Source organism: Paenibacillus sp. MY03, from assembly GCF_002165585.1.
Taxonomy (GTDB): Bacteria; Bacillota; Bacilli; order Paenibacillales; family Paenibacillaceae; genus Pristimantibacillus; species Pristimantibacillus agaridevorans.
On record NZ_MXQD01000008.1, the window covers coordinates 296134 to 311748 of the forward strand.

At 48.4% G+C, this 15615-nt stretch carries 18 protein-coding genes and 1 riboswitch; of the genes, 11 read left to right on the forward strand and 7 right to left on the reverse strand.

Annotated elements, in window-relative coordinates; translation table 11 throughout:
- The first annotated feature begins 24 nt into the window (after nucleotides 1–24).
- Entirely contained in the window at nucleotides 25–273 is a 249-nt protein-coding gene (locus tag B1748_RS10520; RefSeq protein ID WP_087567835.1) for a hypothetical protein, read from the forward strand.
- Nucleotides 274–676: 403 nt separating this feature from the next.
- Here the strand turns inward: B1748_RS10520 and B1748_RS10525 are convergent, their stop codons facing one another.
- Nucleotides 677–1639, reverse strand: a complete 963-nt coding sequence (locus B1748_RS10525) for a tyrosine-type recombinase/integrase (protein ID WP_087567836.1) — start codon at nucleotides 1637–1639, stop codon at nucleotides 677–679.
- 108 nt (nucleotides 1640–1747) lie between these two features.
- Between B1748_RS10525 and B1748_RS10530 the strand changes: the two genes are divergently transcribed.
- On the forward strand, nucleotides 1748–2320 hold the full coding sequence (locus B1748_RS10530) for an HD-GYP domain-containing protein (protein ID WP_179215511.1): 573 nt from the start codon (nucleotides 1748–1750) through the stop codon (nucleotides 2318–2320).
- A gap of 36 nt (nucleotides 2321–2356) precedes the next feature.
- Nucleotides 2357–3481 carry an HD-GYP domain-containing protein gene (locus B1748_RS10535; protein ID WP_087567838.1) on the forward strand — a complete coding sequence of 375 codons (1125 nt, stop codon included), beginning with the start codon at nucleotides 2357–2359 and terminating at the stop codon, nucleotides 3479–3481.
- A 95-nt stretch (nucleotides 3482–3576) separates the two neighbouring features.
- Nucleotides 3577–3663, reverse strand: a riboswitch (cyclic di-GMP riboswitch).
- A 96-nt stretch (nucleotides 3664–3759) separates the two neighbouring features.
- On the opposite strand, the gene B1748_RS10540 is transcribed toward B1748_RS10535, so the two are convergent.
- Entirely contained in the window at nucleotides 3760–4647 is an 888-nt protein-coding gene (locus B1748_RS10540; protein ID WP_087567839.1) for an ATP-dependent DNA ligase, read from the reverse strand.
- Nucleotides 4644–5510: a non-homologous end joining protein Ku gene (gene ku, locus B1748_RS10545; RefSeq protein WP_087567840.1), complete on the reverse strand. Its 867-nt coding sequence runs from the start codon at nucleotides 5508–5510 to the stop codon at nucleotides 4644–4646. The genes B1748_RS10540 and ku overlap by 4 nt, the downstream gene beginning before the upstream one ends.
- Before the next feature lie 237 nt (nucleotides 5511–5747).
- Here ku and B1748_RS10550 point away from each other — a divergent pair, with 237 nt between their 5' ends.
- A complete protein-coding gene (locus tag B1748_RS10550) occupies nucleotides 5748–6503 on the forward strand; it encodes a polysaccharide deacetylase family protein (RefSeq protein ID WP_256975609.1) in 756 nt (251 codons plus the stop codon).
- A 703-nt stretch (nucleotides 6504–7206) separates the two neighbouring features.
- On the forward strand, nucleotides 7207–7347 hold the full coding sequence (locus B1748_RS36810) for a hypothetical protein (protein WP_179215512.1): 141 nt from the start codon (nucleotides 7207–7209) through the stop codon (nucleotides 7345–7347).
- Between the two features lie 164 nt (nucleotides 7348–7511).
- Here the strand turns inward: B1748_RS36810 and B1748_RS36390 are convergent, their stop codons facing one another.
- Nucleotides 7512–7898 (reverse strand): CBO0543 family protein, encoded by a 387-nt coding sequence (locus tag B1748_RS36390; protein ID WP_143810280.1) that lies wholly within the window; start codon nucleotides 7896–7898, stop codon nucleotides 7512–7514.
- Nucleotides 7899–8332: 434 nt separating this feature from the next.
- Nucleotides 8333–8809 (reverse strand): ferritin-like domain-containing protein, encoded by a 477-nt coding sequence (locus B1748_RS10555; RefSeq protein WP_087567841.1) that lies wholly within the window; start codon nucleotides 8807–8809, stop codon nucleotides 8333–8335.
- Between the two features lie 202 nt (nucleotides 8810–9011).
- Here B1748_RS10555 and B1748_RS10560 point away from each other — a divergent pair, with 202 nt between their 5' ends.
- The 3 genes from B1748_RS10560 to coaD all read left to right on the forward strand — a co-directional run bounded on the left by B1748_RS10560 (nucleotide 9012) and on the right by coaD (nucleotide 10883).
- On the forward strand, nucleotides 9012–9401 hold the full coding sequence (locus B1748_RS10560; RefSeq protein WP_087567842.1) for a DNA-directed RNA polymerase subunit alpha C-terminal domain-containing protein: 390 nt from the start codon (nucleotides 9012–9014) through the stop codon (nucleotides 9399–9401).
- Nucleotides 9402–9742: 341 nt separating this feature from the next.
- Entirely contained in the window at nucleotides 9743–10342 is a 600-nt protein-coding gene (rsmD, locus tag B1748_RS10565) for a 16S rRNA (guanine(966)-N(2))-methyltransferase RsmD (protein WP_256975610.1), read from the forward strand.
- Nucleotides 10326–10883 carry a pantetheine-phosphate adenylyltransferase gene (gene coaD, locus B1748_RS10570; RefSeq protein WP_256975611.1) on the forward strand — a complete coding sequence of 186 codons (558 nt, stop codon included), beginning with the start codon at nucleotides 10326–10328 and terminating at the stop codon, nucleotides 10881–10883. Before rsmD ends, coaD begins: the two co-directional genes overlap by 17 nt.
- 78 nt (nucleotides 10884–10961) lie before the next feature.
- Here the strand turns inward: coaD and B1748_RS10575 are convergent, their stop codons facing one another.
- Complete coding sequence (locus B1748_RS10575) at nucleotides 10962–12242, reverse strand: nucleoside recognition domain-containing protein (RefSeq protein WP_087567845.1); 1281 nt, start codon at nucleotides 12240–12242, stop codon at nucleotides 10962–10964.
- A 112-nt stretch (nucleotides 12243–12354) separates the two neighbouring features.
- Here B1748_RS10575 and B1748_RS10580 point away from each other — a divergent pair, with 112 nt between their 5' ends.
- Entirely contained in the window at nucleotides 12355–13140 is a 786-nt protein-coding gene (locus tag B1748_RS10580; RefSeq protein ID WP_087567846.1) for a S16 family serine protease, read from the forward strand.
- A 66-nt stretch (nucleotides 13141–13206) separates the two neighbouring features.
- Here B1748_RS10580 and B1748_RS10585 read toward each other — a convergent pair whose 3' ends face one another.
- Nucleotides 13207–14448 (reverse strand): nucleotidyltransferase, encoded by a 1242-nt coding sequence (locus B1748_RS10585; RefSeq protein ID WP_087567847.1) that lies wholly within the window; start codon nucleotides 14446–14448, stop codon nucleotides 13207–13209.
- Nucleotides 14449–14627: 179 nt separating this feature from the next.
- On the opposite strand from B1748_RS10585, the gene B1748_RS10590 reads away from it, so the two are divergent.
- The gene (locus tag B1748_RS10590; protein WP_087567848.1) at nucleotides 14628–15152 is read left to right on the forward strand and encodes a YceD family protein; all 525 of its coding nucleotides are present in this window, start codon (nucleotides 14628–14630) and stop codon (nucleotides 15150–15152) included.
- 115 nt (nucleotides 15153–15267) lie between these two features.
- Entirely contained in the window at nucleotides 15268–15441 is a 174-nt protein-coding gene (rpmF, locus tag B1748_RS10595) for a 50S ribosomal protein L32 (RefSeq protein ID WP_015845071.1), read from the forward strand.
- Nucleotides 15442–15615 lie beyond the last annotated feature (174 nt).

Consider the following 15615-nt stretch of genomic DNA (forward strand, 5'->3'; position numbering starts at 1 on the left):
AGTGATCTTAAAGGCAACTTTGGCGTGGAATGCGGCAACTATGTTGGCGAAATCGAAAGAAAAAACTTGGAACAGATAACACCTCAGCGGAGTATTTCACTAACAAACCAATTCGATGAAAATGTTAAGATGATGAGAGATGCCATCGGACACAGTTCTGACGTCATTATGAAGCTGAAAGACGATGGGGATGATCAATTTCGCGGGATGCATGTAGAATTAAAAGTTAATGTGAAAATACTTGAATATGGTACAAAAGGAACAAAGAATTAATTCCGTTGTTAACGCTGAACCTTCCGGTATTCTGCTGAAACATATCGAAACGAAATAATGTCTTGTAACAAATACATTGAAAATTAGAAGCCGCTGATTATGCGGCTTTTTATATTTATGTTATCAAGGGGCTTGTGAACGGCCCCTTTTGTATGTATTTATTTATGGATAGCCTAACAATATGGCTGGCTACTCCGTTTAACAACTCAGGTGTCTGTAAGCTCGAATTCGATATAGCTTTGTTCATAAAATGTTCAGTTTCATGCTATAGAATTACGTATTATCAAGGAATTATGGAATAGCGGAAATCCGGCAACACTACAAATGTCGAACAATAATGATTGTTCGACATTGAATGAGTCGATATACCTATTTATTTATCCATTATAAACCAACTCTTTAGTCATAACAATACATTTTTCATCATATTTTGCATGCTTTCTGCAACAAAATCTGTCGCGCTTTTTTTCATCAGGTCCACAGTATGCAAATATCGTTGCGTCGTGTTGATTTGTGCATGGCCAAGCGTTTGCTGAACTTGTTGGAGCGAGGCGCCGTTCAGGAGCGCCAAAGTTGCGTTCGTATGTCTAAACCAATGCGGCGTCACTTTTTTTGCAATACCACATTCTCGGCAGGTTTGATGGACAATCCGTTCTACTTGGCGGCTTGTAATAGCAAATACCCGATTGTTGCGCTCCCTGCTCACGTTACTGGTCCGCAGGCATAGTCGAATGGCAGGGTCGTTATGCAATTTCCATAGTGCCTCCGGTATCTTTACTTGCCTCGTTTTTCCGCCCTTTCCATTAACTATCGTCAACCATGCGTTGCTTTCCGTAATATCAGTATGAAAATCGCTCCATTTCATCTGCACCAGCTCCGAAACGCGCAATCCCAATATGACCATATACAAAACCATCATCCATTCCCTCGTGTTCTTGCGGCTTAAATACGACAACAAATTCATTAGTTCTCGCTGGGTCAAAAAATGGTTCTCGCTCGTCACTTGAACTTTCGGCAAACGAATGCAAGAAGCAGGATTATGTTCGAATATCCCTATGTTGACGTTGCTCCCCCACTTGTAGAACGAGCGCAGAGGAGAAATCAAGGTAGCGATAGCAGAAGCCGTCAGAGGCTTATTCGCAGTGGTGCCGTGCTGCAAGACTGTCTTGTACCGTTCCAAATCATGCCAGGTTACCTCGGCAAATGACTTTGCACCAATGAACGTTCGGAAATTGTTAAGCGCTCTCTCGTAGTTGCGGATCGTATTGGGTCGGTGATAACCAGCTAGAAAGCTTTGAACGATAAGCTCTTCGCTCATTAAGGGAGCATCTCTTGAAACCCGATGTTTTTTGGTTACAGTATTCATGACATTCCATTCTCCTCTCGGCTTGACTTCGAACAATCATTATTGTTCGACCTTCTATGTTCAAGCGATCATGCCGCTATGTACACAGGAACAGGATGTGATCATATTTTGGCGGATCCAATACCAACCGAGCTGTTTGCCTTGGCCATGCGTCAGGACGCCGTTACGTTCGCACATGGCATGCGCGTAGGAATGCATGCCAGGGAAATGGCCAAAGCGCTGGGGATGTCCAAAGAAGAGGAAAATCATTTCACGATGGCGTGTTGCTTACACGATATCGGAAAAGTGCTTCTCCCGCACGAACTGCTTGCGAAGAAGCTACCTCTCGAAGCGGACGAGATGGCGCTCATTCGAGAGCATCCCGTATTAGGCGCCGAGTTGTTGACAAGTGTATTAGGTAGTCGTGCTCCTTATTTACTTACCATTGTTCGGTCTCATCACGAACGTTGGGATGGAACCGGTTATCCGGATGGTTTATATGGCACGGCAATTCCAAAATGGGCGCGAATGTGCGCGGTACTTGACTCCTATGACGCGATGACCTGGCAACGTTCTTATAACCGCGTGAAGACGGACGCCCAAGCTCGAGACGAGCTATGGAGACAACGCGGAAGGCAATTCGACAGCTACTTCGTCGAACTTTTCCTGGATATGTCGCCAAGCTCCATTACTACGACATAGCAATACAGAACAACGATTTGAAAAGGCGGGATAGGAATGAAATCAACTACTGCTTACGCACTTCAACCGGGACAAACGCTTGCCGTTCCGGTATTAAATCAAAACGGCATTATTATGTTAGGCGCAGGCACCCGGTTAACAGAGAAATATATCGAACGGCTGCTCCACATGAAAATCAAGGAAGTTTACGTCGAGGAAGATGTCTCTGCACAAGTCGAGATTGAAAAATCGAACCTCTTGAACTCGGCTCTAATTCCATACGATCAGCATATGCACGAACAAAGTCGGCTCGACTCCAAGGCTTTCGTGGAGGAGTCGATGTCGGAGCTGAAAACCAATTCGACATTACGCAGGAGGGTGTCCGTGCCCGTTCTTGGCGATCGATTTTTTCGCATCTATCAAAGCATCATTGGTGAGTTGGCCAAAGTTGAGTTCATTAAGGACAGCCTGGCGTTAATGCATCGGAAAGATCCCTCACTGCTCGAACATGCACTAAACGTAGCGACGTTGTCTGCCATTATCGGATTCGCAAATAAATACAGCGAAAAGAGATTATACGAACTGACCGCCGCGGCATTGCTGTACGATATCGGAATGGTCAGTCTTCCCAAAGGGCTATTGACCAAAAGGGGCAAACTTACGGTTATAGAGAGAAAAAGAATCGAAAACCATACCATCGAAGGTTATCGAATGCTCATCAACCGGACCGATATTCCAGATACGGCGGCTATTTGCGCCTTGCAGCATCACGAACGTTACGACGGATCAGGGTATCCTTACCGGAGCAAATACCCCGATATCCATGAGTTTGCCGAGATCGTGGCGATCGCGGACATCTACGATGCACTGGTATCGGAGCGACACCATCGGCATTCCTACGCGCGCGGTAACGCCATTGAATATCTACTGGGATCCGGCAACAGATTGTTTAATCTATCTCTTGTTAAATTGTTCGTTGGCCACATATCCATCTATCCGATCGGCAGCAAAGTATTGCTCAACAGCGGCCAGGTGGCGGTCATTACATCTGTTGATTCCTCCTTTGTTCAACGTCCGATTGTAAGAATCATTCGAGAAAGCGATGGCAGCAGAGTCACCTCTCCTTACGAAATAGATTTGAAGGTTCAGCTTGAAATGGTGATCGTGAATGCAATCGTGTGAAGATGACAGATAACAGGTAACGACAAAAGACCGTTCCGAAATGGAACGGTCGTTTTCTCAAGCTGTCATTAATCTCGTTGATGAATCCGGTCATGTTCGGCGGCTCAGCCGCCATGGGATAAAAACCTTTAGGCCTGAAGCATTGCGTCCCCGTCTTTCGAACGGGTTTGCCATTATCGTATGAGTGGTCTGTACACCAGGAACATTATACCTACAAAAAGAGGAACATACAAGACTTTAGTAGGAAAGACTAAAGAATCATATGAGCAAAATTACGATTATTGCCCGAATCCAAGCAGAATGGGCTGGCGCAAAATGCCGTTATCCGTGAACTCGAGGGCAGCAACTCGGCAAGGGAACGGCGCGCCGAGCCAGAGAACGTCGGATTTGCGCATGCCCGGAGTCAGCTTCTCGAACGGGCAATTGCCGGGATGCTGCTCGGCGAACTGCGCCAGCAGCGACTTGGATGCTTGGTCAAGTCCCGACACGTGGCCGATGTAGCGGCCCTCGTAGCTGAGTACCAAGCTGGCGATGACGCCGTTGTTGCGCTTCAATCCGACGACATTGGCGACTAACCGAATTTCTTTTCGTCTTTTGAACCAATCCTCGTGATGTTTGCCTACAGCGTACAGGCTGTCGAGGCGCTTCGAGACGACGCCTTCCCATCCCTTCTCGATAACCCATTCCCATAAAGCATTGCCGTCCGTATACAACTCCGAAACGAACAACCGCTTCTGCGGATCTGAGAATTTGGCCGAGAGTCTGGCGAACCGTTCCCTGAACGTCAGCTCCCGAAGGTCCTCGCCATCCGCATGAAGAAGATCGAAGAGCACGTAGATCATATTTTCCTTATTGTACCGGGAACGTCCCATCAGCTTGCCTCGCTGAAAGTTCGGTCTGTTTCCATCGAAATACACAATTTCGCCATCCAGCAGGCATGGACCGATCCGCAGAGGCTCGAGCAACGCGATGATTTCCGGGAAAATCTCGTTTTTGAGCTGGAGCCGTTTCGAGAAAAGCTTGACGCCGCCTAACCCGTCCAATTTGGCCAATGTACGAACTCCATCCCATTTCAACTGGTATACCCATTCTGGTCCTTCGGGGATGATGGGTGAAACGATAGGCGACATGGGCACCTTGGGGAGAGGAATGTCGTTTAGTGTCACGAAGCGGTTCCTTTTTTAGCTTTGTCCGCCGCCTTCGTTTTGCTTTTTGTTTTAACGGGTTTGTCCGTCGCCTTGCCGGAATCTGCAGGAATCTTGACGGCATCAAGACTTGCTTGCAAAGCAGCCATTAGATCGACGACATTGCTGCCTTTGTCAGCAGGAGCGGCTACGATATCCAGGCTCTCGCCGCTAATTTTGTGTTCGATTGCCTCCAGCAGGGCGGCGCGGTAATCATCCGTGTATTTGTCCGGCGCAAAAGGTTCTGAAAGTTGCTCGATAAGAAGCTTGGCGATTTGCAGCTCTTTCTCGTTAACTGAAGTCGACTCGGGCAGATTAGGGACGTTCGCGATCGACCTGATTTCGTCCGGGAAGTGCATTGTTTCCAGGCACAGACAATTGTCCACGACGCGAATGGCGGCCAGACTGCTTTTGCTCCGGATGGAGATCTTGGCGATGCCGATCTTATCGGTCTGTTTTATGGCTTCCAGCAGCAAGCCGTAGGCGCTGCCTCCCGCCATATCAGGCGCAAGATAATACGGCTTGACGAAGTAGATGGGGTCGATGTCGGAGAGATCGACGAAATCCAGGATTTGAATAACCCGCGCGGAATCCGGCTTAAGCGCGTCGATCTCTTCTTCGCTGAACAGAACGAACTTGCCCCGTTCGTATTCGAAGCCTTTGGAGAGTTCTTCGGGCTCGACATCCTGGTTGCAATGCGCGCATCGGCGCGTTTGCGAGATGGGGGTGCCGCAGGCTTTGTGAATCGTACGGAAACGAATGTCCTTGTCTTCGGTAGCGGTGAACATTTTGACGGGAACGTGGACAAGTCCAAAGCTGATCGCGCCTTTCCAGACCGTATGCATGAATGAATCCTCCTTGATTGCGTTGTCGTTACGGATAGCATAACCACAAGGAGGGAAGGCGATGCTTTTTCTGCGAAAAGAGGAGCAACATGGCTTACCGATCTCACATACCCGACAGAGGCTAGACAAGTTTCCTTGCTCGAATGGGAGAAGGGGAATTTGAACAAAATAATATGTACACAATATGCCAAACATTCGGCTACGCGACGAAAATACGGATCTGGGATGGGATGAAAATTGAAAAAGAACAGCTGGTGTAACGGGTTGATCGGTATGATAAGCATTGTCTTACTGTGCGGATATGCACCGCAAGCCCATAACCGAAATTATTATGAGATGCGAGGCGAAGCCATGTGGGAGGTGGCAACGGACGAGCAGCTCATCGCATTTACATTCGACGACGGTCCCAATGCAAACATGACGCCGCTGATTTTGGACTTATTAAAGGAATATGAGGCCAAAGCGACCTTCTTTGTCGTAGGCAACCGTATCGACAAAAATGTCGATATTATAAGGCGGCAAGCCGATGAAGGGCATGAAGTGGCCAATCATACTTTCAGCCATGTGTTCTTTAACGGGAATCAATCTCTTCAAGCCATCGATAACGAAATTTTGCAAACCAAACATAAAATCGAAGAAGTGACGGGGCAGGATTCCCCCTGGTTCCGCCCGCCGGGAGGATACATCAACGACACCGTCATTTCCTCTGCTCGCAAACATGGCTATACCGTCACGTTATGGTCGTGGCATCAGGATACAAATGATTGGCGTTCTCCCGGTGTAGACGCTATTGTCAAAAAGGTGTTGAACAATGCGCATAACGGCGACATCGTCCTCATGCATGACAACGTGCGGGGTTCGACTCAAACCTACCGCGCCCTCAAGATCATTTTGCCCGAGCTGAAGGCCCGCGGTTTCCGCTTTGTGACGATATCTGATCTTGTAAAGTCCAAACGTTCGAACGAGGCGCATCAGGGGGATGTGGGGGAATAGGATTGTTGACAACAATCGAATGTATACGGAATCCGGCCTGAAAATGGGGTCGGATTTTTTGTGTTTCTTCAATTAGGAAATGTCATTAAAAATCACTGAAAATATATTGTGAAAACGGCAAGCACAGTCTCGTTGAACGAAGCTTTCATAAGCTAATTTGGAGTAATTAGGAGGTGAGGCGGGTGGCTAACCATCCAAAGAAAAAAAGACCATGAAGTTACTTAGCGACAAAAAAGTCAAATTGAATAGAAACCTTGGTAAAAACAAGAAGCATGAATGCGACAAGCCAAAGGGACAGTAGACAATTGGACTGAAGTGTTTAAAATCCCCGTTAATTGGGTATTCAACAATAGTGGTGAACAACAACGCGGTTCGTACACTTGAACTTAAAAGTAGATGAGGGGTATATAGATGAATTACGAATGTATATTATGCAAAGACTCCGGCAGCTTCGGAGGGAAAAGCGGACATGAATTTATTTGTTATTGCGTGTCATTAAATAAAGGCGGGCTTGATCAGCGGAACAAAGTGGAAGGGGAATCGAATTGCAATGGGAAGAACGATGGTAAGGAATGAAATAGGAAGATTAGGCATGTAAGTTGCTGGCACATAGCGCAACCTGATAACGAGCATAATACGGCTTGAGCCTCCGCGCAGCATCCATTCCGGCGGGGGCATCCAGCGTGAGTGGAGGCGAAGACAAATGTCCGAGCAGCAATATGGCGATAGCAGCTCTCTGATGGAAAAAACTCAGAAAGAGCGCAATCAAAAAGGGTTGACCGGCGACATTACGCCGCAGGCTAAGAACAGGCAGCCAAAGACGATCAACAAGCCGTCCACCTAATAGAAAGCCCGCTGACCTTGATTGGTTTAGCGGGCTTTCTTGTTTTACTGCATATGTCCCGGCACTTCACGTTTTTTGTATGGAGCTAAAGTGGGTATTAGAGTTGAAGAATGCTTGATATTACGCGGTTTTAGTTGTTCGACGAAACCAAAGGGTTGGAACGTTTAATGATTCGCAAGTAGTTCAATTTTGATTCGAACAACTCTCCAAGCAGTGATAACTAGAAGATATGCAATGGAATATGAAATAAAAGTCCATCCTATATTCCAACCATTGCTGTATGTCACTAAGTCAAATTTCAAAGCGATAAATTCCATCAAAGTAGTAAGCAAACTGAATACCAGTAAAGTGACGATTGGATGAACCCCAAAAGGTTTTCTTATTGAAGTGTAAATCAATAAAGCTCCCAGCACTGCGAATAAACCCACATCCAAAGGCATGGCAGAAATGGTTTCGATTTTTTGAAATTCAGGTTTGTAGTGCCAAAATTCAAAATAGAAGCCTACGACATTTATGAAAATCGAAATAACTGCGGTAATTGGGCTTATCACAATGAATAATCGCGGCTGCCTAATAACCAGTGGACTGACGAATACCCAGGGAATGATAAAACCAAAAAGGATATTGTTAAACAGGATTTAATCACTCCTATGTAAGTATTTACTCTCCAGTCTAGGCTCATCTTTCGTTTTCTATTCTTGATCTAAAAATGTTGCACTGTTTGACGATAACGGATTCGATCCATATTGCGAAGAATGAAAGAATAAGGGCCCACTAACATTAAGTTAGCGAGCCCCTATAGGTGTAGTGGATACATTAACAGAATATGCAACGACATACATTAATGTATGGGCGACTCCGTCCAATTGGACCACCGCTGTTCATCTTTCATACGGAAAAACTACCTATCTTGACGAATAATCATGAGTATTGTTTCAGTTAACAGTTTGAGGGAGCTAAATGAAGAACCGTTTACAAGTAATTATTACTGATTTGTAGCTAAGTTGTATAGCAACAAATTATTATATTTATCCGCATGTTTTTGCTCATCAAGAATAATTCCATACAAAGTATCCTTGTAAATGCCATAAGGAAGGCCGAACCATATCTTTCGATATTTTTCAACTGCTGATAATTCACCTTGGAAGGCTTTTTGCAACCCGGCAATATAAGAATTAACATTCTCCGGAACTTCATTGCTAGTTCCCATCACTTCATGTCCTGTTAATTCCCTATACATTTGTCGAAACATTTGATTATGCCCTCTTTCATCGTTCCGAATAGAACTAATAACTTCCGCTTGTGCTTGGTTCGGAGCAAGTTTAATGAGTTGGTCATAAAAAAGTTCATCATTTCGTTCACCTTGTATGGCATTCCTCATTAATTCAAGTGCATCTTGTGTTGAAGTAGCCCAAACGGGAATGAATTGTGATCTAAACCAATATGAATAAACCATATGCATGAGTGTAGCCTCCAGAAATGGAAGTATTTATACACTCAATTATATGCACCTAAGCCCAGTATGTGAGTATCGAGGGCGCTCCATTTTGCCGAAATGGTGATCACTTACGGAATCGCAAGTATTTTAACGATTAACTGTACAGATATTGTTCAAACACCCGAACTACACTTATGACAAGACATCAAGTTAAAGGGTGAAGAGGATGGGGAAGAGTGAGGAACGGCCATTACGGGAAATACATCTTATAGCCGATGAATACTATGAATACGATATCAGAACGCTTGAGCAATTTTTGATGGAACAAGATGATAGCCAGTTGTTCGTCCGTATAGTCAATGCGCTAAGAAAGTCAGGGATAGTCACACTTGGAAGCTTGCTGAATTCTAACGACTATGACTTGATTAATATTCGCGGGTTGGGTCCGAACAGTTACAAATTAGTTCATGGATTACTTTCTAGGGCTGCTGGATCGGATCAAATACAAATGATCGAACCAATGATTCCGAAGCCGAAATTAAAACCCGATCCAATCGCCAGATTAAAAGAACGCTATTTGAGAAGGACAATGAATATAAAAGATGCTCATGATTGATGAATTTAATGCCGTCCAGCCTAGATCCCAACTAGATTCCAAAACGTTCAAAATACCCACACAGGTGGGCCACAAACCGCATAAAATCAACAAAAATCGGGCGCCCCTTTCGGGACGCCCTTTTCATGGGAGAGGAGAAACCGGACGAAGAACTTATGGGGAAACGTAAGTCTTCTCCGCGGTTGTCTACGACATCTTGCGACGCCGATAATTATAGCTTCTCCGTTTCCGGAAAGTTTATACATCCGGCTTTTGAAAAAAAAGCTCATGTGAGCTTTTCTTTATTTGGTAAAGGAAAATATGGTACGATAGGCAGGATAGCATGGAAAGGGGCAATTGGAGTGAGAGTCATCTCCGGAACGGCCAAAGGCAGGCCGCTGAAGGCCGTGCCTGGCAACAACACGAGGCCGACGACGGATAAAGTGAAGGAAGCTATTTTCAGCATAATCGGTCCTTATTTTGACGGAGGGACGGCGCTGGATCTGTTCGCGGGAACCGGCGGACTCGGCATCGAAGCTTGGAGCCGTGGCATGGAGCGGGTTATTTTCGTAGATCGGGAAAAAATCAGCATAGACGTTATCCGTCATAACGTTGCAGCCGCAGGAGCGGAGCAGGCCGTCGAGATTTATCGCAATGATGCCGAACGCGCTTTGAAGGCGCTTGCGAGGCGAAAAATCCAGTTCGATCTGGTATTTTTGGATCCGCCTTATCGCATGTCGACGATGGACGAACTTATGTCCGAGATGGCGAAGCTGGAGTTGCTGGCGCAGGACGCCGTCATTCTGGTGGAACATGATGCCGAAATATCTTATCCGCAAGAGCTCGCATCGTTCAGGCAGGTTAGGGAAGCCAAATACGGCGATACGGCCGTCACCATATACGAATACTTAAGCAGCAATGATAGCGCCGATAGGGGAGATTCTAGTGACGAAGAACAATGACAACGGTCAGGAACGCGGAGAGCTCGATAATGAAGGAAGCGTCGGCAAAAAGGAGCGAGTCGCCGTCTATCCCGGCAGCTTCGATCCCGTGACCTACGGGCATCTCGATATTATTAAACGGTCGGCCAGACAGTTTGATCGGCTTGTCGTAGCGGTTCTCAACAATACGAGCAAAAACCCTTTGTTCTCGGTCGAAGAGCGCATGGAGCTGCTTGCCGAGGTGACTAAAGACCTTCCCAACGTAGAGATCGACAGCTTTCGGGATCTGACGGTTCGATTGGTAAAGTCCAAAAATGGGGATGTCATCATACGGGGCATTCGTTCGGTGACGGATTTCGAATATGAGCTTCAGCTGGCGTCGACCAACCATTTGCTCGATCCCGACATCGATACGATGTTTATGATGACGAATCCCAAATATTCTTATTTGAGCTCCAGCATCGTCAAGGAAATCGCCATGTTCGAAGGAGAGGTTCGCGAGCTTGTACCGCCCGAGGTCGAGGTGCGCCTCAAGGAAAAGATCGCATTGCGAAAAAAATAAGCGGCACGCATGGCGCGACCGTGTTTCTTCTATAAACAAAGAAAGTTAAATTCAAAAGAGATTTTTATAATTACCTATTTATGTTCTGTAGCTCTTATGTGATGTTGCGAACCGTCCCAACGTCCAGTACAAACAGAGCGCCAGTAATCCAAGCACTACGGCAATGACAGCTCCATAAGGCCATAAGCTTGGCAAATTGCTTGCAGCAAAGGCTTCTGGCTGGAATCGGATGCCCGAAGAAGAGTCGTAGTACAATCCATCCCAGATAACCGGGAAGCTGGCATTCGGATTAAGCAGGCGAACTAGGGCGCCCGCCGGGTGCCAAAGAAGCAACGTGAGCATGAAGGCATGCAAGGCGTGATTTAGCCGGTGCAGAACAAAAGGGAACAAAGACAGATCTGTGCCAGACACCGAATACCCCGCCTGCATAACGCCGCTGAGACCGCCCCACGCAAGAGCAGCTGCAATGACCGCGCACACCATGGCGAGGTCCGTGCCAGGCAGTTCCCATACGGCAGCTGCATAAGCGCCGAGATGTCCTTCAAAGAGGGCAGGTCCCAGGAAGGAAAGTCCGAGCTTCAGCGCCGGGGCGAACAGGGGCTCGGCCAAACGCGCAGTCATGGAAGCCATGATCATGAAGCCGCCTACCATCATCAGTCTTTGGACGCTAACAGTGACGGAGTCTCCCAGTACCTTGCCAAGGCTGCGCCCATCGCTGATTCGTCCTTGCAGCATCGCATCGGAGGCTTGCCGCAGCAGGCTTCCTTGCGGAGCTTCGGAGCGCTGTCCGTTCTCCTCGGCAGCTGCTCCCGCTGCATCGGCAAGCGAATGGGCGGTAGTCGACTCCGTCAAACGATTTCCTCTCCAGATGGAACCAAGGAGTGTCAACCAAATGGCGGAGAGCCAGACGCCGCCTGCGATAAACATGCCTGCAAGCGGCTTTTGCAAGAAGCCGGCGCCGACGATGACCAGCATGAACAGCGGGTTCGGCATATGCGCGAGCGCGAGCAGACGCTGCCCTTGGCTGCGATTGACGAGTTCCCTCTTGCGAAGGGAGGCTACCGCCTCGGCTCCTGCCGGATAGCCGCCAAGCCAGCCGATGACAACAGGCATTACGGCTTCTCCTGGAAGGTTGAATAATCGTTTCATCGATGGATGAAGAAGGACTCCCATGCCGTGGGCTAGTCCGAAGGCTAGCATGATTTCGAATAAAATGAGAAACGGGAGCAGACCAGGAAATACCAGGTTCCACCAGACGGTCAGCCCCTTAAGCGATGCTTGGAAGGACGCATCCGGCTGCACGATAATGGCGCCGACGAGCAGCAAGGATAAAGCAGCGAAAATGATCGTTTTGGCCATAACCGTTCAACTCCTCTTGGACAACCGTATCATTCATTAGTACGCGATTGTTGGAAAAGTTAGACCTGTCCTGCATCATCATTAGCACGGGGGAAGAATTGGGGGATTAGAAATGGGGGAGAAGTGGTCTACGGCAAGGCGCATGATGCTGGCGGGAGGTGCGACGGCTCTTGCCATGTGGCTGCTGTTATACGCGCCGTCTCCGTATGTTGTCTATGAGCCTGGCATTGCGGTTCCCGTCGAGTCTATGGTCGTGCTGGAAAGTGCGAACAGTGATGGAGAAGCATCCGGCGAAGGTGATTTTGTGCTGACGGCAGTTCGGCTGACGGCTCCCAATATTTGGGGCGTGATCAAGGCCGGCGTGGATCGGAACATGGATGTTCGCTGGAAGCGGCAAGTGTTCGGAGGGAAAACGAAAAACGAATATGTCGATAGGTTGAACGATATTATGAGCGGTTCCCAGAATACGGCTCTGCAAGCTGCTTACAATTATTCGAAAATCAAATACCGTGTCGAAAATGGGGCTGTCATTCCCGAGCAGACGGCTGACGCCATTACGATAAAAGCGAACGAGATCGGCGGACCGTCCGCCGGATTGGTGTTCGCGCTGCAAGCGATCGAGCTGCTGGAGCAAGAGGATCTATCCAGGGGACTAAAGATTGCGGCTACCGGGACGATCGACACCGTTGGCAATGTCGGCGCGATTGGGGGCGTCAAGCAGAAGACCGTGTCTGTCACCGGATACGGCGCGGATCTGTTCATCGTTCCCAAGGGGAATGAAAAGGAAGCCCGCAGGACAGCCAAACGATTGAACGGCGACACGGTTATCGTAGGCGTGTCGTCACTTGCAGAAGCAGTGCAGGCTATATCGGCATTCGCGCTCGAACGGACAGGTTAAGCCGAGAAAAGCCGCCGATACAGCCGCTTCGCAGAGTTGGTCGAAGGCCGTCATTGTCGGGGGACATTATACGATGATGGGGCGATCTCGGAAGTCGCGATATAAATCCGCAGCGGAAGCGCCGGGAACGCCAAGCCAATAAGCGGCGCTTGCCGCCGTATCCAATTCCAGATAACGATAAGTCTGCGGTGGTCGTGCCGCGCTCATTAAAACGGGAACGGCTGCCGTACGCTTCATACGTCTCAAGAGCTCCCTGCCCTTATCCGTAAAGCCAAGCACGCGTATATATTCCGTTCCTGAGCGAAGCTGTTCTGCAGTGAAATCATGCTTGGCATGACCTAGCAGCACGGACAACAGCGCCCGTTGGAGCTTCGTTCTCGTATACCGCTTCGTCTTAAGTTGCTCCAGCAGCGATTCGAAAGTGCAATCCGCAAGCTGCGGAATGCTCTGGAGCAAGCGATACTCCAGTCCTTCGGCAAGCTCGTGCAGCTGGCTCAGTTGCTCCGCGCTCCTAGTCACTATGCCGTGCAGGAGTGGATGAATATAGTTGTCCCAGCTGACGGGGGCAAGTCCTCGCTCGATGCTTTCCGCAAGGAGGTCGCAAGTCGACGTTGGAACATACGAAGCAGCTTCAGCCAACGAACCTTCGCCAAGCACGAGCTTGCGGATGGCGGTGGCGCTGGCGATCCGAACGTCCGTTATCGTCGTTTGGTTATAATCGGCTTTTTCCCGGGCAATCGTGTAAGGCTCCATCCTGCTTCCGAGACGGCGATGGGCGATCAAATAGTGCAAACCAAGCGTATGGTTAGGCTGGTCGAAAGAAAAGCCGGCTGAATCTTCGTCGCCTTGCTGAGCCAAATATGCTGCTATCGCTCCGCTGTAGGCTTGAGGATAAGCGACACCGGTATCGAGCCGTTCCTTCAGCAATCGCTTAAACGGCTCGGGTTCATGCGCCGCAAGCTCCGCGGCTCTCCGCAAGGGCGACAGTTGTCCGCTCTCCGTACCGAAACAGAAGGCGTCGACGACTCCCGTCGATTCCAGGAGGGACACCGCGCCGTAGGCGAACCATTCGGCTGCTTGGGTCGCGTAAGCGACGGGCAGCTCGATGACGACATCGCAGCCGCCGGCGAGCGCCATTCGAGTTCGTGTCCACTTGTCGACGAGCGCGGGTTCGCCGCGCTGCAGAAAGTTGCCGCTCATGACGGCGACGACGGCATCGGCTTTCGTTATTTTGAGCGACTGTTGCAAATGATAAGAGTGTCCGTTGTGGAAAGGGTTATATTCGACGATCAGACCTACGGTACGCATGCCTCGACTCCTCGCTGTCGTTGGATGTTCCTTCCACTATAGCACAAAGCCCTCTGGCACATACAGGCTTAAGCTTCGCTAGGGCAAATCCAGCAGGGGCGCAAAGTAGAGAGCGTGAAAATGTTGACAAAACGCTAGCGGAATAGATATAATAATCTTTGTTTGTTTGGGGTGATGATATGTTGTTTCAAATGCGAGAGATGATGGCTAAAGGCTTAAAGACGACGGTTAAAGAAGAGCTTGACTTAAACGATCTGTTCAAGGGACGTTCGGACGTGATTCATGCAGGACCGCTTCATGTATCGATTGAAGTGACGGGCCACGACGGTTACATAACTGCCGAGGGAGAATTGTCCGCCGATCTGGAGCTGGCGTGCTCACGTTGTCTTGAACCAACGAAGGAACGAACCGTCATACCATTTTACGAGCAGTTCAAACCAACTGAGAAAGATTCTTCGGATAACGAAGAGTCCGACGAGGACGAGAACGACGAGTTCGTGGAAGTGGCGGGAGACAAGCTGGACCTGAAACCTTATCTGGAAGAGTCGCTTCTGCTCTTCATGCCGTTCGCGCCGCTTTGCGACAAGGATTGCAAGGGACTGTGCCAGGTATGCGGGCAGAATCTCAATGAGCACACATGCAGCTGCAAAAACGAGAAGATCGACCCGCGTTTCGCAGCTCTCAAGGATTTGTTTAAAGAGTAGCGTTTTAAATCAAGGTTCAAAAAGTTCAAGGATCGAAGTCGAGTAAACTTCAGAGCAATGCTTCGTGATCAAAATTGGACTTTTTGAACTTCATTATGTGAAGGAGGTGGGAAAGATGGCAGTACCTCAACGTAGAACATCCAAAACTCGCCGCGACAAACGTCGTACGCATTTCAAGCTGGCAGTACCGGGCATGGTGAAATGCGAGCAGTGTGGAGAACTGAAACTGGGTCACCACGTTTGCAAAGTGTGTGGATATTACAAAACAAAAGAGATCATCTCCCAATAAGATGATACTCGAGTAACGATAGCATCTCATCTTTGATGAGATGCTATTTTTTTGAACTCCGATTGAATCGCGTTGCTCCGCAGGGGATTGCGTCAACCGTTTCACCTTGCGTTAGTGCAGGGCTGTTGCATCTCCGTGAAGAGTGGAGTTGTCAAAAAAAGTGCAGTTTGAAAA

Coding starts and splice junctions, on each gene's coding strand:
- B1748_RS10590 (WP_087567848.1), top strand. CDS start 14,628: ATGTTGTTTCAAATGCGAGAGATGATGGCTAAAGGCTTAAAGACGACG.
- B1748_RS36810 (WP_179215512.1), top strand. CDS start 7,207: ATGTCCGAGCAGCAATATGGCGATAGCAGCTCTCTGATGGAAAAAACT.
- B1748_RS10560 (WP_087567842.1), top strand. CDS start 9,012: ATGGGGAAGAGTGAGGAACGGCCATTACGGGAAATACATCTTATAGCC.
- B1748_RS10580 (WP_087567846.1), top strand. CDS start 12,355: ATGGGGGAGAAGTGGTCTACGGCAAGGCGCATGATGCTGGCGGGAGGT.
- B1748_RS10585 (WP_087567847.1), bottom strand. CDS start 14,448: ATGCGTACCGTAGGTCTGATCGTCGAATATAACCCTTTCCACAACGGA.
- B1748_RS10575 (WP_087567845.1), bottom strand. CDS start 12,242: ATGGCCAAAACGATCATTTTCGCTGCTTTATCCTTGCTGCTCGTCGGC.
- B1748_RS10535 (WP_087567838.1), top strand. CDS start 2,357: ATGAAATCAACTACTGCTTACGCACTTCAACCGGGACAAACGCTTGCC.
- B1748_RS10555 (WP_087567841.1), bottom strand. CDS start 8,809: ATGCATATGGTTTATTCATATTGGTTTAGATCACAATTCATTCCCGTT.
- ku (WP_087567840.1), bottom strand. CDS start 5,510: ATGCATACGGTCTGGAAAGGCGCGATCAGCTTTGGACTTGTCCACGTT.
- rpmF (WP_015845071.1), top strand. CDS start 15,268: ATGGCAGTACCTCAACGTAGAACATCCAAAACTCGCCGCGACAAACGT.
- B1748_RS10525 (WP_087567836.1), bottom strand. CDS start 1,639: ATGAATACTGTAACCAAAAAACATCGGGTTTCAAGAGATGCTCCCTTA.